This window comes from Flavivirga rizhaonensis (assembly GCF_004791695.1).
In the GTDB taxonomy this organism is placed as follows: domain Bacteria; phylum Bacteroidota; class Bacteroidia; order Flavobacteriales; family Flavobacteriaceae; genus Flavivirga; species Flavivirga rizhaonensis.
Genome location: NZ_SRSO01000002.1, coordinates 197,214 through 218,131 on the forward strand (window position 1 = coordinate 197,214; position 20,918 = coordinate 218,131).

Consider the following 20,918-nt stretch of genomic DNA (forward strand, 5'->3'; position numbering starts at 1 on the left):
TTATGTAGTATAAAAAGCTTCAATGAGCTTATTTAATTTGATTAGGTTGTCTTCAAAAAGATCATCTTTTGATCTTAGTGAATTAATGTAGTTGATTAATTTTTTAACATCATCTTTTTTCTTACCAGTTTTTGCAGCCAGCTTTACTATAAATTCATCATTTAAAGTAGATGTGTCTAAATTATAATCTATTCTTATTTTTTCTAAAAAATACGTTATTTTTTTATCAATTAAGTTTTTATGATCTTGAGTATCAAAATATAAATTAGATACGGTTTTAACAAAAGCTATGGTGGTATTTTGTAGTGGTTTTATAATTTTTATAATACGCTGCCTACGTTTGGCATTAAATATCATAAATAAAATACCAAAAATTAAGGCAGTATACCAAGCCCATCTAAACGATAGTTGTTCTAAAAACCAGCTTAGGTTAGATTCTTTTTCAACCTCACCATCATAGCCTGTTTGTATTTTTGTATACGAATCAAAATACACGTTATTTTCAGGTAAATAAGAGATTAAGCCCTCAACATATTTATACCTATCCTCCTTTAAAATGTTATAATTTGTAAAAGCTTTTGGTTCCAGGTGTAAATATATATTCCCATCTCCAAAAGGAACCTGAATAAAATTGGCATGTTTGTAATCAATTTTAGAATATCCAAGTACATTGAAATTTATGGAATCGAAGCGAGAAAAGTAGTAATCACCTCCGTTTTTATCTATAATGGTACTTTCAATGCCTATATATTTTAGAGATTGATGTGAAATACTATCTTCCTTTTCATTTGGAATATAATTAACATCAATATCTAAAGTGTCATGGATTTTTTGAGAAAAATAATAATCGGATATAAATAATGTGTTACCAGCGTCTACAAAATTTAATAATTCATCAATAGAATCATTTTCTAAATAATCAGAGTTCCCAATAATTATATAACTTCCCTCTGCCACATGCTTGCCATAACCGCCTTCAGAATTAGCACTTAAATAACTACTTGGTTGATGAAAAACCGTTCTAATTTTAAAATCTTTAAAAAGATTAGATAACTCTTTATAGAATATGCTAAGACCGTAAGGTTCATTACTTTTTTCGTTAAAAGACTCTTCCCAATTAACGGTTTTAGTTCTCTTAACGCCAATTACTACAGCCGCTGTAATTACCAAAGCAACAATTATAATGAGTATAGGTAAAATTTTCTTCATTATTTTACCAGATTTAAGAGGGTTAAAAAATTATTTTTAGCCTTGTTGTACTGCTCTATATTTAATGAGAACTTACCATACCAGATATAGTTATATAAATAAGACGTATAGGCGAATTTGTCACTAAAAGGCTTTTCGCTTATTTCGTTTAAATACTCACTATTAGTTTTATCGTCTTCAAATTTTATATGATTTTTTAAACTAAGTGTTTTTAAAACTAACAGATAATAATACCTAATAGCTAGTCTGTAATTGTTATCGTTTTCAGCATTTTTTATGAGTGCATGTATGTCTGCATGTTCAATATTTTCTGCCGTTATCTCGTCATAATTGTTAAGAGATTTATTTTTTCTTGAAGAAAATAAACCTGAACCACCTTCATTTAGTAATATGTAAACCAAATATACAACTGCTATGCCTATGGCTAGATAAAATAACCAACCAAAAGGTCCAAGGTTTATAGTTATATCCTCTTCACTATTCTTTTCTCGTTGCCTTACTTTTCCGTTTTTGTAATCTTCATATTTACCAGAACCAGCTTCAGTTTCACGTATTATCTTTCTTCCGTCATAATTGTATTTATTACTAGAATACCTGTCTTTAAAATCTTCGTCAAAATGTCTTATTTGTTCAGGCTCTTGTAATGTATTAGAGCTAAAAGTAGTTTGATAGCAACAAACCATAATAGACAAAAAAAAGATTATATGTAATCTATTGGATTTCAATTAAGAATAGAACTTATGGTTTGGGGTTGAGTAATTTCCTTCTGAATTTTAAAAGGGTAAATTAAATAGTAATAACTAATAATACTTAGTGTTATTAAAATGATACCAGTAGATAACCAATTAGGCATAATATTAGAATATCGTGTAATGAAACCTTCGAGAAACCCAGCAGAAAAGGTAAATGGGAAGGTGCTTATTAAAATTTTAATACCAGTTTTCGCACCTTGTTTAAATGATGTGTATCTGGAATGCGTTGCAGGAAATAAAATACTGGCTCCTAGAATAAGACCAGCAGCAGCTTCAATAACTATAGCGAAAATTTCCATAGCACCATGTATCCATATACCACGAACACTTTCCCATAAAACGCCTTTTTCGTAAAAGAAATATTGAAACGATCCCAGCATAATACAATTTTTAAACATGATGTACAGTGTGCCTATTCCTAGAAAAACACCTAAAACAAAAGCAATAATACCAACCCGAAGATTGTTTATGGTAATGCCTATAAAGCTTCCCCAATTGCTACCACTTTTATAAACGGCTACGGGATCTCCAGCTTCAATATTTTCTATGGACATGTTTACATAGTTATCTCCTAATACCGAACGTACAAATTCTCCATCATTGGCAGCAGAAATAACACCAATAAAGGTAAAGGCAAAAAAGATGATAAATGCGATGTAAATAAACTTTCGGTATTGATAACAAATGAGAGGGACTTCGGTTTTCCAAAACCCAATAATTCTGTTTGTGTCTTCTCGTTTGGTTTTATAAATTTTTTGAAACGCTTTAGCAGCCAACTGATTAAGGTAAATAATAACCTTACTCTTAGGGTAATAAGTTTGTGCGTAGGCTAAATCATTTATTAAATGAATGTACTGCGATGCAAGCTCGTCGGGATTTTCAAAGTCATTATTAAAGACAGCCCTTTCAAAACTTAACCATTTTTCCTTATTTTGCTTAATAAATGAAACTTCCCTCATATATTTGATAAATTAAAATATAAAATGTCAGAGTTACAAATTAACACGACCCAAAATGTAAAAATAACGTTTAATGCTGCAGGTGGAGGAGAAAGATTGCTAGCATTCGTACTTGATATGGTCATTAAAATTGGATATTTACTAATTTTAAATAAAATATTTGGCGTCTTTGAGGGCATGGATGAATGGTCTCAAATTGGTATTAATACGATTTTGAGTTTTCCTGTGATGTTTTATACCTTAGCTTTAGAGTCTTTTTTTCAAGGACAAACCATAGGCAAACGGGCTCTTAAAATTAGGGTTGTTAAAATTGATGGTTACCAAGCATCATTGTCTGATTATGTAGTACGTTGGTTTTTTAGAATTGTAGATGTTTATATTTTTGGACTGGGTTTTTTCGTGATGTTGTCTAATAAAAAGACGCAAAGGTTAGGGGATATGGCTGCAGGAACCGCAGTAATAGCATTAAAAGATAGTGTGAATATTAGTCATACCATTTTAGAAAATTTAAAACAAGATTATAAACCAACGTATCCTAATGTTATTAGATTGTCTGATAATGATGCACGTATTATAAAAGATACATTTATTACGGCAAAAGCAGCAAATGATTATCAAACATTAATAAAGCTAAGAACGAAAATAGTCGAAGTAGTAGGGATAAAGGATGTGAAACAAAAAACAAATACCCAATTTATTGATGTTATTTTAAAAGATTATAATTTTTATACTCAAGACATGTAAGCAGAGAACCAATTTTTCTTTTTAGAAAAATTGTGTGAATCGCTTACCCTGAGCGCAGACGAAGGGTCTCAAGCAAAGAGTGGGTTTATGTTGGGAACCAATTTTTCTTTTTAGAAAAATTGTGTGAATCGCTTGCCCTGAGCGCAGACGAAGGGTCTCAAGCAAAGAGCGGGTTTATGTTGAGAACCAATTTTTCTTTTTAGAAAAATTGTGTGAATCGCTTACCCTGAGCGCAGACGAAGGGTCTCAAGCAAAGAGTGGGTTTATGTTGGGAACCAATTTTTCTTTTTAGAAAAATTGTGTGAATCGCTTGCCCTGAGCGCAGACGAAGGGTCTCAAGCAAAGAGCGGGTTTATGTTGAGAACCAATTTTTCTTTTTAGAAAAATTGTGTGAATCGCTTACCCTGAGCGCAGACGAAGGGTCTCAAGCAAAGAGCGGGTTTATGTTGGAACCAATTTTTCTTTTTAGGCGTTACCTGAAGGTCGGGCTTTACACTATATCTTTTTTTGTGCCTTAAAAAAAGGATGCCGCTTCAATCCCTAACGCTCCATGTATAACTATTAATAATATGGAGAACGATTAACAACTTTTAAAACCGAATTAAAAATATGTTTTATACCATAGATATTTTAGGAACCATTGCTTTTGCCATTTCTGGCGTATTGGTGGCAATCAATAAAAAAATGGATTTATTCGGAATTCTGATTATTGGATTTGTTACAGCAGTTGGAGGCGGTACGCTTCGGGATTTACTTATAGGTAACACACCTGTAAGTTGGATGAAAGACATTACATTTACCTATGTTATTATTGCATCTGCAGTTTTTGCAATACTTTTTAGAAGTAAAATCAACTATTTAAGAACCTCACTGTTTTTATTTGATACAATTGGTATAGGCCTATACACTTTAGTAGGAATAGAAAAAGGATTGAATGCAGGGCTACACCCAATTATTTGTATTGCTTTAGGAACTATGACTGCTAGTTTTGGAGGCGTTATACGGGATATTTTATGTAATGAAATCCCTGTTATTTTTAGAAAAGAAATTTATGCTACCGCTTGTATACTTGGAGGAATTACCTATTTTTTACTAAGTAAGTTACCAATAGATAACAATATCGTTTTTATAATAGCAGGAATAGTTGTAATTGTAGTTAGGTTATTAGCAGTAAAGTTTAAAATTGCACTACCAACAGTTTATAAAGATTAATATACTAAGTTCTGGTATTTAATTTTTGAAAGTAATCAATGGAGGTGAATTATCAAGTAAAAAGTTAAATTAAAAAATGGTACGTTCCCAAAAAACATAATCCATTAAAGCTTAAATTGTATCAGATTAAAAGATTTATATATCAACTTTGTTCTTCTCTTTGAAACTTTTATAATCTCTTATGTAGCAATATGTAAAGTGAATAATAAAGGCAAAAGCTATAAATGCTATGTAAATAATGAACATCATGACAAGTAAAGTAGATAGTTTTTGAAAAGATGTAGGTATAATTTCCATTGGTCAGTTTTTAATTAATAAAATTTTGATAAAACTATTTTAAAAAAGTGAATGGATCTATTTCAATTATATGAACGGTCTGTATAATTTTGCAAGCGGGCTATTAACCCAATGAACGTTAATAATTATTATAAAAATAAGTAAAACCTTTATTAAAAAATGTAACTATTATATAAGGTTAGAGAGATATATGGCTTGTATCTAAGACGATTCTATTAAATTTATCAAGTAATATGGTTAACACTGTATTTTGAGGGTATTTGGTCTATTTATTTAATTTTTTGGACACATCACAATATTTATGACCAAGCTAAAAGTTTATCTTAGCAATAAATAATACCATTTCTAATCAGAAACGGTATAAATCTATACAATCACCTTTTAAACGGACTGCTTTGAATAATGAAACTTCCCTTTTTTATATATTATTTAATTTTCAGCACTTTATTTTATGGGCAGGAATATACGATAAGAGATATTAGTATTAATACCAATGGAGAAACCCCCAAAATTAGAAATAAAATGGGGATAGACCATCATGGATTTCTGTGGTATTCTACCAATAATGGTTTGATAAAGGATTTTGAAACCCACGCCATCCTTTCTTCTTTTTTAGAGAAAAATAAAAAAAATCCACCCAAAATAATACATGTAATTTTTTTTGACAGCTGGAGTAGGGTATGGGTGTGTACCGATACTGGGGTTTTTGTATCGAATGAAAGCTTAGATAAAAGTTTTGATAAGATAAACTTCAAACAGCTTTTAAAGGGAGAGGAATTTTCGGTAAATAACTTTATTGAGGATTGCAATGGAAATGTATGGATGGCTACTGTTGACAACCAGATTTTGAAAGCGGATCGTTCTTTCTCAATTGAAAAATATCAAATTCCTGAAATAGCCCCAAAATATATAGATACTGCCTATTTTATGAGGAATTTTTTGATTTTTGAAAGTGTGATCGACTGCAATAAAATCTTGAGCAGGCAAGGTCGTAAACTATTTATCCTTGAAAATGGAAAAATCAATTTAATCGCAGATTTTACCGCTACAATAAATTATAAGAAGCAAGAGTATTTTAATCCCGAATGGGAATTTAATGGTGGTGATGGTTTACTCATTACAAATGATGGTGCCATTTTTCCTAAATCTAAAGAAACACATTATACATATAAAGGAGACGTTTATGGAGTTAATTTTATAAAAGATTTAGATATACAGATAATCAATCTCCCTTTACAAGAGATGATTACCATTACCAAAGACAAAAATCCCATATTAAAGAGCTATGCCGATTTAATAGGTATTGATGACTTTGGGAAAAAATTATGCTTCTATAAAATGGAGGAAATAAACAAGAGTTTTCACCTAAAAAAAACACATGAAATTCCATTTTCTTATGCGATCGACGATGTTGTAATTGATAAAAATGATATTATCTATGTAAGTAGTTATAATCGAATTAGTAAAATAAGGTTTAGAAAGAGTGGTTTCCATAAAATTCTTTATAATTTTAAGAAACGAAATGTAAGTACAAGAGGGTTTTTGGAATTACCAAATGAAGATATCCTCATAGCTAGTTATTCAGGAATATTTAAACTTTCTAATAATAATAATAATAATGGTGACGTCGATGTACCAAAGAATGTTTTTCCGTCGTTAAATTACATCAGATCGTTTTTAAAAACCAGCGATTCTACAACATGGTGTATAGGCGAGAATAAAAAGCTTACAAAAATAAATTTTCTTGAAGATAAGATTCTTGAACACCATGTTTTTGATACGCATTGGAAATTAGGTAATTTACAATACTATGATATCCTAAAACATACAGACTCTACCTTTTTAATTGCCAGTAATTTTGGCCTTCAAGAGTTTAATACTAAGCAAAAAAAATTCAAAGAATTATCGATACTTCCAGTTAACAATAATCAGGAAGTTTTTGTAAGAGACCTTCATAAAACAGAAGATAAACTCTACATTTCTACAGACAGGAACGGACTATTTATAAAGGATCTAAAAACAGGAACGTTTTTAACTCTTAAAAAAGATGATGGGAACAGTACATTAGATTTCCCTACCAATAAAGTTTATATGATTTTTCTGGATCAACAAGAAAACTTATGGTTGGCTACAGATGTGGGAGCAATTTGTGTAGACAAAGATTTTAAAAAAATGCTGACTATAGATAGAACATTTGGTCTTACTAATTCGAATGTGGTTGGGATTCTGGAGGATGCTAGTGGAAATATGTGGTTTAGTACCTATGGAGGTCTTTTCAAATATGATAAAAAGACTAACAAGGTTGTTTCGTTTTTTGTGGAAGATGGGCTAACCTTTAATGATTTTAACCAAAGCTCATACTTCAGGTCATCAAAAAATAAAATGTATTTTGGAGGGATTAATGGCATCATAGCATTTGATAGCATAAATGGCGGCTCTGTGCCCGAAGAAATTAAAATATTCCCTACTAAGTTTGAATACTATGACCATGATAAAGAAAAAGAGGTAAGAATAGATGTGTTGAATGAAGCGGGGTATAGTTTCAATTTACCTTACAATAGAAATTCGCTTTCAATTTCATATACTATTAACGATTGTTTTAATACAGAAAACAATCGGTATTTATATAGGTTAGATGGATTTACAGATGATTGGATAAACCTGGGTAATCAAACTACGTTAAAATTGTTGTCAATACCCCCTGGGAATTATGTTTTGAGAGTTAAAGGGTTGAATTCGGCAGGATTAGAATCATTCAATGAGTTGCTTTACAAGGTGCATGTATCGAAGGTTTTTTATAAACGACCTTGGGTTCAAGCTATTGTAGTGCTATTATTTCTTGGATTATTTAGTTATGGTATATTAAACCGTACGCTTAAACAACGAAAAAAATATCGATTACACTTGGCCATGGTTGAGTTGGAGCGAAAATCATTAAGAACTCAAATGCATCCACATTTTATGTTTAACATGTTAAATATGGTAAGGAGAAAGGTAAGAGATAAGAAATTGTCCGAATTGGAAAATCATATATCTGCTTTTTCAAGCCTTATGCGGCTTACTTTAGATATAACAAGAAATGATAATATTCTTCTCTCAAAAGAAATACAATATATTAAGAATTATATAATACTAATTAATGCTGAAGGGGGAAATAAAATTGTTTTTGCCATTCAATGTGAACCAAAAATTAATATTAATAAGATTTTTATTCCTTCCATGATTTTGCAACCTATAATAGAGAATTGCATTTTACATGCTTTTCCGATAGAGCAAAAAGATAAACTCATCATTTTGAAAATTGAAAAGTCTATTCGAACAAAGCAATTGATCTTGACAATAAAGGATAATGGTTTAGGAATTTCCAATATTGAAAATAGGGGAGAAACGAATCAAGAACATCAACCCTACGCAACACAAATATTGTATGAAAGGTTAAAACTTATGAACCAAACAACTAAAAGAAAATTTGGCTATGAAATTATAACCGAAGATTTAAAGAATGAAGGAAAAAGGGGCACACGAGTTACTATTAAAATTCCTTATTAGTTGCCTTTTAATCTAATTTAACGTAAGGGTTTTGACTTTGCTTATCAAAAATTTCCAATAAAAGTTTTCTCCTTCTCCTTGCTACAGGAATATGTTCGTCGTTATCTAGTACTAATGTGCCATCGGGAAAGAACTTTTTAATTTTTTTAAGATTCACCAAGTGAGATTTATGCGTTCTAAAAAATAAAGGCATCGTTAAAAAGTTTTCAAAATACTTAATACCATAAGAACTTAAATAAATAGTTCCATCTACTAAATATATTTTTGCATAGCCATCCAGGCTTTCTAGCCGAACAATATCTATTGTTTTTGAAAAATAGATACATCCCAACGTAGGAATGGCAATTTTTTTATTCTCTAAAGCAAGGCTATCAATAAGTAGCTTATTATTTATACTATCTATTTTATTGTTGGGCAATCGTTGTAAAGCTTTAGTAATTGTGCTAATAAACTTAGCTTCATTAAAAGGTTTTAATAAAAATCCGATGGCAAAATGACGATAAGCTTCAATAGCAAACTTATCATGTGCTGTACAAAAGACAACCTCAGTATTTGGAGACTTCAAGTGCGTAAGTAAATCTAGACCATTTAAATCGGGCATTTCAACATCTACAATTAACAAATCTGGTTTATGCTTGTTGAGATATTGTAACCCCTCAATAGGCTTTGTGAAACATATAACGGTCTCAAAACAGGTAAAGTTTTTCGCTAATAATTCCTTACAATATTCTATGTCGTGTATGTCGTCGTCTATTATTACAATAGTCATTTTAAAGTGCCTGTAAAGTTGAATTAAGTAAAAGTAAACAAATTATAAAACTTCTTTATATCTAAAAAAGAAATAGACTATTTATGTCGCTATAAGTAATATAGCAGTATTATCTAATGCATTTTGTTTATCATATATTATTACATTTTTTGGAATACTTCTTTCTAAAGCTTACAAATAACATGTTTTGCATTATGAAACTACCAGAAGTTTGCGTATAAGTACCCATTAGCAAATGAAACCTGCCGTTCCCTTAATCGCCAATATTTAAGTAAGCTTCCCTTACTAATTTTACATGAAATTATAATGCTTGAATAAGGCAACACTTATATAAAAAGTTGCTCTAAAAAGCTTACTCCCTCACATTTTTCAATTTTTAAAGTCTAGTTATAAAGTATATAATAAAACTTTAAGAAATGAGCCATAATAAATAAGGTGATACCAACCGAAATGATTATTGGCGAATTACATCTGACTTATAAAAACAATAGAAATTTAAACAGATGAAAAGCTGTTAATACTGTTTTGATAGCTGTTCAAAAAATAAAAAAGCACCAATAAAACCTACAAAAAATGAATCAAATTACACTCCATTTCTTTTTAAATGCTACCATGAAGTATTCAATAACAAATCTTTATAGATCAATCCAAAAGAGAACAAAAAATCTAACGACGGATAATTCAGTTTTCGAGAGGCTTATTTGAACTTAGATAGTTCAAGCACAGATGTTAAATTCATTTTTAATGCATATAACACGGTACAATTCATAATAAGTACTCTAAAAAGCAATTAGATATTCATGTTAACTTTTCTAACATGGGTTGAATATTATTAAACAAAACAAACAAACCCGATTCAGCATGACTCAATTATTATCAACACACCAGTATACAGTTTTAATTTTTTTGACTTTAACAGTTATTATATTAGCAATAGTATTTTTACTATGTGTTAATGAATTCAGAAAAAACAAGACGACACTTAGCAAGCAGCTAAGACAGCAAAGCCTACAGATAAGTTCTCAGGAAAAAGCACTAAACTTTGTTAAGGAAATTTTCATTCCAATAATATCTCATGACTATAGATTGCCCTTGGTAAGTATTAAAAATACTTTATCGCGGGTTCAGTTGGATGAAAACTACAAGGAACAAGATTTTAAAAAAGCTTTAAAAGAGTTAGATCTGCAAATAACCAATACTCTCAGTTTTATAGACAATATTTTGCTTTGTGCAAAAAACAAGCTAATTCATGGGGATGATGATTTGCATCTAATATCAATAGAATGTTTGATTAATAGAAATATAGATTTAATGAAACAACCTATTTCTGAAAAGCATTTAAAATTTTTTGTCAGTTTATCCGATGCATTGTGCGAAAAACAAGTTTTACCAGTTTCTATTGTAGATACAGCAATTCGTAACTTATTATCTAATGCTATAAAAGCAGCTCCCAAATTTAGTGTTATAGATATAAACGGTTCTAAGCAAGCTAATAATTTAATAATATCTGTAACAGATAAAGGCAAGGGGCTAACCAAATATGAAATAGAAAACCTGTTTGAAATTTCATTGAGAACAAAAGCGCCATTAAATAATAAACTTCAATTAATATCCAGTTGGGGTATTGGTTTACAGTTGGTTAAAAATCTTTTGGAAAGCTGTCAAGGCAAGATATGGGTAGAACCTCATAGAGGGATGTCCCAAGGGACTACATTTGGATTTACGGTTCCAATACATGAATGATAAACCTTATAGGCGAATGTGTATCACCTCATTGTACTTATGGCATTTTATTACTTACTGATAATTGTGTAAAAACATGTAAATCAATTGATTAATTTTTTTTGAGTGCTGTGCAAAAAAGGCATCTTTTTGACTTTTGAAGCCTTTAAACGCGTAGTAAGTAATTTTTGTTTTCCGTTTGTTTCTTATTTCGGTCACTCGTTGCGTGAAAACACCTACTGGTGGGTTTATTCTTTGCATAGAATGTTATTAGGATAACCTTTGACAAATGTATTAAGGGGTGTGAGCACATCTAAATATAAATTAAGGACTAGGTAAAATAATACTTGGTTCAATATAAAAATAAATAACCATAAAATATTAAAGTAAATTTTTCTGCTTATGAAAACAATTAAACTTTTAGGATTATTAGTATGCCTATCTTTTTCTGCATTAACCAATGCTCAGGTTGGTATTGGGAACACGCTTCCAGATAACTCTGCCCAATTAGATATTACGGCATCAGATAAGGGGTTGCTTATCCCAAGAGTTGCATTACAAAGTACAACAGACACTACAACAATTACTAACGGTAATGTTAATAGTCTTATTGTATACGCAACAAATACTATGGGAGATATCATTCCAGGATATTATTACTGGCAGGATTCTGATGCTGCTTGGAAAAGAATTGTTAATGGTGATGATGTCGCAACATTTGAGACACTTACAACATTTACACTTAATGCAGATGGTTTTACACTAGAGTATATGGATGAAGACAATGTACTTAGTACTGTAAACCTTTCTACAGTGGTTGATAATACAGAAACATTAACCGCATTAGTAGATAATGGAGATGGTACTGTAACCTATACAGATGAAGATAATGTCGCTAATATCGTTGTTATATCTGTTAATTCAGAGAATGTAAACATTATAGATAATAGTATCGATATAGATAACGATGGCAATACCGATGTTGATGTCACCTTGCAGGATGTTATAGATAATATGACCAATATTATAGATGCTAATGAGACCTTAACAACCATCGGATTAAATGCAGACGGCATCAATTTAGATTACATGGATGAAGATGGTAACGTTACTCAGATAGATTTATCGGCAATTATTGATAATCTGGAAACGCTAACGTCTTTAACGAGTGATCCGGTAGCAGGAACATTAATCTATACAGACGAAGCTGGTGTTGCAAACACCATTACAGTTTACGCAAATTCAGATAACATCAATATTACCGATAATACGATCGATATAGATAACGATGGTAATACCGATGTTAATGTGACCCTTCAAGATGTTATAAATAATATCACCAATATAATAAATGCCAATGAAACACTAACTACGATAGGCTTAAATGCAGACGGTATTAATTTAGATTATATGGATGAGGATGGTGTGGTTACTCAGATAGATTTATCGGCAATTATTGCCAATCTGGAAACGCTAACCACCTTAACGAGCGATCAGGCAACAGGAACATTAACCTATACAGACGAAAATGGTGTTGCAAATACGATTACAATTTATGCAAATTCAGATAACATCAATATTACCGATAATACGATCGATATAGATAACGATGGTAATACAGATGTTAATGTGACCCTTCAAGATGTAATAAACAACATTACCAATATTGTCAATGCCAACGAAACCTTGACTACTATAGGTTTAAATGCAGATGGAAGAAATTTGGATTATATGGATGAGGATGGTGTGGTTATGCAAATAGATTTAGCTCCAATTATTGATAATTTAGAAACTGTAACATCAATCAGTATAAATCAAGTACTGGGAACTATAACTTATAATGATGAGGATGGAGGGGCTACAGTACTAAATGTAGGTGCATTAGTTACAGCTAATGAAACGGCTACTAATTTAGCACAGAATAATGTTAATGGTGTTATTACTTATATTAATGAGTTAGGGGTCAATCAAACTGCAGATGTTACAAGTATAGATGCAGGTAACCTTATTACTACGGGAACGGATGGCGGTTCATATATTGACAATGCTTTAATAACTGCGGGTGCAGCAGATGGAACATTAACATCTACAGGAAATACAGTAACTATTTCTGGAACACCAACCAATTCAATGTTCGAAGATGTTAACGTTGAGGTAAATGTGGCAGGCTTAACAGGAGATGGGAATATTACTTCACCTGGTAACTCAATTATAGTAGGTGGGGACGCTAATGCTTTATTAGGAGATGTTACTCTTGAAGCCCGAGATAATCAAAATATTATAGATTTCACTGTAGTTGGAAATAATTTAGAGCTTGAGTTAGAAAGAGGTAATAGAAGAATAGTTCCCTTGACAAATATAGATACGGACGACCAAACCGTTACTGACTTCAGTATAGTAGGCACCGATTTAAGTATCACCTTAGAAGATGGCAATACCGCAACAGTAGCCTTAGCAGATATTGCAGCTGGTGTAGATACCAATACCACGAATACGGCTTTTGCTATAGTAGGCAGTGATTTGGTAATTACAGATTCCGACGGCAATACGGTAAGTGCAGCTTTGGCGGACATAGCCGCAGGCGTAGATACCGATGATCAAACGGTTACAGATTTCAGTATAGTGGGGAATGATTTAAGCATTACGCTAGAAGATGGCAATACCGCAACAGTAGCCTTAGCAGATATTGCAGTGGGAGTAGATACCAACACAACAAATACAGCTTTTGCCATAGTAGGCAGTGATTTGGTCATTACAGATTCCGACGGCAATACGGTAAGTGCAGCTTTGGCGGACATAGCCGCAGGCGTAGATACGGATGATCAAACGGTTACAGATTTCAGTATAGTGGGGAATGATTTAAGCATTACGCTAGAAGATGGCAATACCGCCACAGTAGCCTTAGCAGATATTGCAGCGGGAGTAGATACGAATACCACGAATACTGCTTTTGCCATAGTAGGCAACGATTTAGTGATAACCGATTCCGACGGCAATACGGTAAGTGCAGCTTTGGCGGACATAGCCGCAGGGGTAGATACCGATGATCAAACGGTTACAGATTTCAGTATAGTGGGGAATGATTTAAGCATTACGCTAGAAGATGGCAATACCGCAACAGTAGCCTTAGCAGATATCGCAGCAGGAGTAGATACCAATACCACGAATACGGCTTTTGCTATCGTAGGCAACGATTTAGTGATAACCGATTCCGACGGCAACACGGTAAGTGCAGCTTTGGCGGACATAGCCGCAGGGGTAGATACCGATGATCAAACGGTTACAGACTTCAGTATAGTAGGGAATGATTTAAGCATTACGCTAGAAGATGGCAATACCGCCACAGTAGCCTTAGCAGATATTGCAGCTGGTGTAGATACTAATACCACGAATACAGCTTTTGCTATCGTAGGCAGTGATTTGGTCATTACAGATTCAGATGGCAATACGGTAAGTGCAGCTTTGGCAGACATAGCCGCAGGGGTAGATACCGATGATCAAACGGTTACAGATTTCAGTATAGTGGGGAATGATTTAAGCATTACGCTAGAAGATGGCAATACCGCAACAGTAGCCTTGGCAGATATCGCAGCAGGAGTAGATACGAATACCACCAATACGGCTTTTGCCATAGTAGGCAGTGATTTGGTCATTACAGATTCCGACGGCAATACGGTAAGTGCAGCTTTGGCAGACATAGCCGCAGGCGTAGATACCGATGATCAAACGGTTACAGATTTCAGTATAGTAGGGAATGATTTAAGCATCACCTTAGAAGATGGCAATACTGCCACAGTAGCTTTAGCAACTATAGCGGCAGGTGTAGATACCAACACAACCAATACGGCTTTTGCAATAGTAGGCAGTGATTTGGTAATTACAGATTCAGACGGCAATACGGTAAGTGCAGCTTTGGCAGACATAGCCGCAGGCGTAGATACCGATGATCAAACGGTTACAGATTTCAGTATAGTGGGGAATGATTTAAGTATCACTTTAGAAGATGGCAATACCGCAACAGTAGCCTTAGCAGATATTGCAGCGGGAGTAGATACGAATACCACGAATACTGCTTTTGCCATAGTAGGAACAGATTTAGTACTTACAGATTCAGATGGGAATAACGTAAGTGCCCCATTATCAAGTTTAGCAACAGGTATTGATACCAATACCACCAATACAGCTTTTGCCATAGTAGGCAGTGATTTGGTCATTACAGATTCAGACGGCAATACGGTAAGTGCAGCTTTGGCAGATATAGCCGCAGGCGTAGATACCGATGACCAGACCATTACAGATTTTAGCATTGTCGGTAACGATTTAAGCATTACCCTGGAAGATGGTAATACCGCCACAGTGGCACTAGCAACCATAGCAGCAAGTATTGATACCAATACGACCAATACGGCTTTTGCTATCGTAGGAAGTGATTTGGTAATTATAGATTCCGACGGTAACACAGTAAGTACAACTTTAGCAAGTATTGCAGCAGGCGTAGATACCGATGACCAAACCATTACAGATTTTAGTATCGTCGGCAACGATTTAAGCATTACCCTGGAAGATGGTAATACCGCCACAGTGGCACTAGCAACCATAGCAGCAAGCATTGATACCAATACGACCAATACGGCTTTTGCAATAGTAGGCAGTGATTTAGTAATTACAGATTCAGATGGCAATACGGTAAGTGCAGCTTTGGCAGACATAGCTGCAGGTGTAGATACCGATGACCAGACCATTACAGATTTTAGTATTGTCGGCAACGATTTAAGCATTACCCTGGAAGATGGTAATACCGCCACAGTGGCACTAGCAACCATAGCAGCAAGTATTGATACCAACACAACCAATACAGCTTTTGCCATAGTAGGAACAGATTTAGTACTTACAGATTCAGATGCTAACACAGTAAGTGTAGCCTTAGCAGATATAACTACAGCTGCTGAAACAGCATTAGCAGTAACTACAGATGGTAATGCTACTGGAGTAGCCTTGTCTGGAGTAAGCAATCATACAGCAGATATTATCTTGTTAAGTACAGACGCTAATAATGTGTTATCTACAGGAACAGATGGTGGATTATATGTAAATGCCAATGAAATTGTAGCAAACAAAATGGTTTTAAGTGCAGAATATGCTGGTGGAGTACTTAGTGCAGACGGATCTAACAATAGTATTACCATAACCAGTGACAATTTTGGGGCACCAACATTTATGAATTACTATGAGGCAAGCAATTTTGAAACAGATGGAGGTACTAATGATTATGATGTGGTATTACGTCTAACAGTCCCTAACGATTTTAATAGTTGGTCTAGCACAACACCAGCAATGGTTATTGATTTTCAAGGGACAGCAAATGCCTCTTTTGAAGCAGATGTCTTTGAAGAAGGAAGTGGTGTCGCGTTACAAAATAATGGACCAGTAGCTGGCTCAGGAGCTTTTACAGAAAGTGCGATAGCGCTTAATGCAGCTTTAGCGTCAGCAGTAGCTGGAGATACACTTATTATAGTTGTTAAACTAACAGTATCAGATGTTGCGATTCAAGGAGCAAGTTTTATACGTATAGGAGACATTACATTAAACTATAATAAAAGCAGGTATTAGGTTGGATTAATAGCAAGCCTTGTTAGCTCTATTTATTTAGAGTTACAAGGCTTATCCCTACTTATTTTAACAATAGTTATTATTATAAGTGTATAAATGTGTAAAAAATAAATGAATAAAATTATGATGCACCTATTACAAAAAAAGTTACAGATGCTAACCATAGTGTTCTTGTCTTCTATGGGGGCTATGGCACAAGCGGAGTACATTACCACTTGGAATACAACCAATGCAGGAGTTTCTAATAGCAACTCCATAATTATACCTGCAATAGGGGGGCGCTATGATGTAGATATAGGTAACGATGGCAGTTATGAGCTTTTAAACCAAACAGGTAGAATTACTATAGATGTAACCGCTCATGGTTACGCTGCAGGTGTTATACAAATAGCTTTACGTAATGCCATTTCTGGAGCAGGAAATTTAGAACAAATTCAGTTTGAACCTAGTGGTACTAACACAGATAACGGTAAAATAGTGTCTATAGATCAATGGGGAAATAGCATTGTATGGCTGTCTATGCATAGTGCTTATCACAGTTGTATCAACCTAGACGTTGTAGCTTTTGATGCTCCAAATTTAAGTCAAGTATTCAATATGATACTCATGTTTGCGAATTGTACTTCTATGGTAGGTACACCGGCATTTAATACTTGGGATGTCTCTAATGTTACTACTACGGGAGGAATGTTTGGAGATACACCTTTTAACCAGCCCCTAAATAATTGGGATGTCTCTAATGTAACTAACATGGGTTTTATGTTTAGTAATTGCCCGTTTAACCAGCCTATAGGCAATTGGGTAACGTCTTCTGTAACCAATTTAACAGGCATGTTTTTCAATAATACAGTATTTAATCAACCCATAGGCAACTGGGATGTGTCTTTGGTTACCAATATGCAAGGAGTTTTTAATGGAGCTACAAGTTTTAACCAGCCTTTAAACAATTGGAATGTGTCTTCAGTTATTGTCATGGATGATATGTTTCGTAGAGCTACAAGTTTTAATCAGCCTTTAAATAATTGGGATGTGTCTAATGTAGTAGATATGAATTTAATGTTTCTTTCTTCAGCATTTAATCAACCTATAGGTAATTGGGATGTGTCTAGTGTTACTAATATGGGGGGGATGTTTTTCAATAATACAGTATTTAATCAGCCTATCGGTAGTTGGGATGTATCTAGTGTTATTGATATGAATTCTATGTTTAATAATGCAACTACCTTTAATCAATCTTTAGGAGCGTGGAATATAGGTAATCTTACTAGTGGTGTTGGTTTTTTAGATAATAGTGGTCTTTCACTAGCTAATTGGGATGCCACATTAACAGGCTGGGATGCACAAGGGTTTGGTAATCCTAATGTTACCATAGGCGCTAATGGTTTGCAGTATTGTAGTGCGCAAACCCAGCGTGATGCTATGCAAACAGCAGGTATATTTACGTTTGTAGGAGACGTTTTAGGGTGTACACCAATTATAACGTGTGGAGATGCCTTTAATGCATCATCTATTTCTAAATTCTCAAACAGATTTGAAGTAACGCTACATCTTGACGCTCCAACAGGTTTAGCATTTAACACAGATGGTACCAAAATGTTTGCTATAGCAGAAGGTCTTGGTGGTAATGATGATATTATAGCGGAATATAATTTAAGTATTGGTTTTGATACCACTACAGCAGTTTATGCAGGAGCGGCAGAACAATTCTTTGTAGGAGGTCAAGAAAGTGATCCTCATGGGTTAACTTTTAATGCAGAAGGTACTAAAATGTTTGTTATAGGACTAAACGGAGATGCTGTAGTAGAATATAATTTAGGCGTTGCTTTTGATGTCTCTACTGCCATTCACGCAGGGGCAGCGGAAGAATTTTTTGTGGGAGGTCAAGAGACATCACCTACAGGTTTAGCTTTTAATACAGACGGTACTAAAATGTTTGCTGTAGGAGTTGATGATGGTGCCGTAGTAGAATATAATTTAAGTACAGGTTTCGATGTTTCTACAGCTGTTTATGCTGGAGCTTCAGAAGAATTCTTTGTAGGAGGACAAGAAAGTAGTCCAACAGGTTTAACATTTAATACAGATGGAACCAAAATGTTTGTTATAGGGCTAAATGGTGATGCTGTAGTAGAATATAATTTAAGTGCAGGTTTTGATGTCTCTACAGCAGTTTACGCAGGAACTTCAGAAGAATTTTCTCTTTTAGGTTATTCAGCAAGTCCTGTTGATTTGGTTTTTAATACAAATGGAACAAAATTATATGTTTTGGATGGATTATTTGGAGGTAATTATGTATTAGAATTTGTACAAGATGTAGATAATTATCATGAAGCTACAGCTACTAATGGAAATATAATGGCAAACACCAAGCCATTAGTATATACAATAATTAATGATACCTTTTCAGATACTAATAATGATGATGTATTAGATGGCGGTTTTACCATAAGTAATTTACCATCAGGTCTTACAGCAGAATTTGTTTTAAGTCATGGAGATACTAGAGCGACCTTAGTATTAAGTGGTAATGCCGCTAATAATAATAGTAGCAATAGTATAGCCACTTTAAACATTGTATTTAATGCAACAGCTGTAACAAGTAATACAGCACCCACTCTAAATTGTAGCAGTACAACGGGTATAGATTTTATAGATTCAGCTATCGTATGTGCCAACATTTTTGATGTGTCTACTTCTGAATTCTCAAACCAGTTTTCTGTAAATGCACAAGAAAATCAGCTAAGAGGCGTCGAATTTAATACAGATGGCACCAAAATGTTTGTTATAGGCGATAGCGATGATGCCATAGTAGAATATAATTTAAGTACAGGTTTTGATGTCTCAACAGCGGTTTACGCCGGTGCTTCACAGGAATTCTTTTTTGGAGGGCAGGTTCCAAATCCTCTCAATTTTGCTTTTAGTACAGACGGCACTAAACTATTTATTATTAATGGAATAGGTCCTGGCGGTTCTTCTGGATTATATCAATACAATCTAGGTACAGGTTTTGATGTCTCTACGGCAGTTTTTGCTGGTGGTTTTCATCGACGTTTTATCTCTCAAGAGAGCTTTCCAACAGATTTGGCCTTTAATACAGATGGTAGTAAAATGTTTATTATAGGAGTATCTGATGATGCTGTAATAGAGTATATTTTACGAGCTAATTTTGATATTTCTACAATGGTTTACGCTGGAGCGGCTGAAGAATTTTCTGTAGTAGCTCAAGAGAGTGAACCAACAGGGTTAGCTTTTAATACAGACGGTACTAAAATGTTTGTTATAGGAAACAGCGGAGATGCCGTAGTAGAATATAATTTAAGTACAGGTTTTGATGTCTCCACGGCGGTTTACTCTGGAGCCTCAGAAGAATTTTCGGTAACAACTTTTGAAGCCATACCTCGTGGTTTAGCCTTTAATGCTAATGGATCAAAACTATATGTAAGTGGATTGGTTAGAGATAGTATCATAGAATTTGCAGTAGGTGAAGCAGATAATTACGAAGAAGCATCAATTAATAATGGTAGTATAGCTACTAACACCAGCCCATTCATATATAATGTCTCCAATGATACGTTCGCAGATGTTAATAATGATGATATTTTAGATGGCGGTTTTACCATCGGGAATTTATCACCAGGTCTTACACCACAGTTTGTTTTAAGTAACGGAGATACTACGGCAACACTCGTACTAAGTGGTAATGCTACAAATAACAGTAGTAGTGATAATATAGCCGATTTAAACATCTCTTTTAATACAACAGCAATAACAAGTACTACTGTACCAATTTTGGATTGTAATACCATAGTAGGCATAGATTTTCTGGATAATATCAATTTAAACGGGCGTTTACGCCATGGTAAGTTTTTCTTAAATGGTAGCGAACAACCTATGGTTACTGGTAGAAATGCTAATTAAATCAAGTGAATAAATTTAATAAAGGGTGGTATAGTTAGTTAGGGATTAGGAGGTTGCCTTACTTATGAAAGGGTAGGTTGAATAAGTAAGATCAATCTATGGTTAAGGTAGGGGCTTTAATAGTGAGCAATCCAATGCCACCCTTATATTACGATAATGAATAATTAAGTAGTACAACAT

10 protein-coding genes are annotated in these 20,918 nt (G+C 33.7%); 6 read left to right on the forward strand and 4 right to left on the reverse strand.

Going from position 1 to position 20,918, the window contains the following annotated elements; genetic code table 11:
• Genes EM932_RS02775 through EM932_RS02785 form a run of 3 tightly spaced genes read right to left on the reverse strand, consistent with a single transcriptional unit; the run spans position 1 to position 2,920 of the window.
• On the reverse strand, positions 1–1,209 hold the full coding sequence (locus EM932_RS02775; RefSeq protein WP_135875256.1) for a DUF4350 domain-containing protein: 1,209 nt from the start codon (positions 1,207–1,209) through the stop codon (positions 1–3).
• Positions 1,209–1,892 (reverse strand): hypothetical protein, encoded by a 684-nt coding sequence (locus EM932_RS02780; protein ID WP_135875258.1) that lies wholly within the window; start codon positions 1,890–1,892, stop codon positions 1,209–1,211. Before EM932_RS02780 ends, EM932_RS02775 begins: the two co-directional genes overlap by 1 nt.
• Positions 1,893–1,930: 38 nt before the next feature.
• Positions 1,931–2,920, reverse strand: a complete 990-nt coding sequence (locus EM932_RS02785; RefSeq protein ID WP_135875259.1) for a stage II sporulation protein M — start codon at positions 2,918–2,920, stop codon at positions 1,931–1,933.
• 24 nt (positions 2,921–2,944) lie between these two features.
• Here EM932_RS02785 and EM932_RS02790 point away from each other — a divergent pair, with 24 nt between their 5' ends.
• The 3 genes from EM932_RS02790 to EM932_RS02800 all read left to right on the forward strand — a co-directional run bounded on the left by EM932_RS02790 (position 2,945) and on the right by EM932_RS02800 (position 8,722).
• Positions 2,945–3,664, forward strand: a complete 720-nt coding sequence (locus EM932_RS02790; RefSeq protein WP_135875261.1) for an RDD family protein — start codon at positions 2,945–2,947, stop codon at positions 3,662–3,664.
• 609 nt (positions 3,665–4,273) lie between these two features.
• Positions 4,274–4,876 (forward strand): trimeric intracellular cation channel family protein, encoded by a 603-nt coding sequence (locus EM932_RS02795; protein ID WP_135875263.1) that lies wholly within the window; start codon positions 4,274–4,276, stop codon positions 4,874–4,876.
• Positions 4,877–5,575: 699 nt separating this feature from the next.
• On the forward strand, positions 5,576–8,722 hold the full coding sequence (locus EM932_RS02800; protein ID WP_135875265.1) for a sensor histidine kinase: 3,147 nt from the start codon (positions 5,576–5,578) through the stop codon (positions 8,720–8,722).
• Between the two features lie 7 nt (positions 8,723–8,729).
• Here EM932_RS02800 and EM932_RS02805 read toward each other — a convergent pair whose 3' ends face one another.
• Positions 8,730–9,491, reverse strand: coding sequence for a LytR/AlgR family response regulator transcription factor (locus EM932_RS02805; protein WP_135875267.1), 762 nt, complete (start codon positions 9,489–9,491; stop codon positions 8,730–8,732).
• An 861-nt stretch (positions 9,492–10,352) separates the two neighbouring features.
• Here EM932_RS02805 and EM932_RS02810 point away from each other — a divergent pair.
• The 3 genes from EM932_RS02810 to EM932_RS02820 all read left to right on the forward strand — a co-directional run bounded on the left by EM932_RS02810 (position 10,353) and on the right by EM932_RS02820 (position 20,738).
• The gene (locus EM932_RS02810) at positions 10,353–11,234 is read left to right on the forward strand and encodes a sensor histidine kinase (protein ID WP_135875269.1); all 882 of its coding nucleotides are present in this window, start codon (positions 10,353–10,355) and stop codon (positions 11,232–11,234) included.
• A 381-nt stretch (positions 11,235–11,615) separates the two neighbouring features.
• On the forward strand, positions 11,616–16,823 hold the full coding sequence (locus EM932_RS02815; RefSeq protein ID WP_135875271.1) for a beta strand repeat-containing protein: 5,208 nt from the start codon (positions 11,616–11,618) through the stop codon (positions 16,821–16,823).
• Positions 16,824–16,946: 123 nt separating this feature from the next.
• A complete protein-coding gene (locus EM932_RS02820; protein WP_211344249.1) occupies positions 16,947–20,738 on the forward strand; it encodes a BspA family leucine-rich repeat surface protein in 3,792 nt (1,263 codons plus the stop codon).
• Positions 20,739–20,918 lie beyond the last annotated feature (180 nt).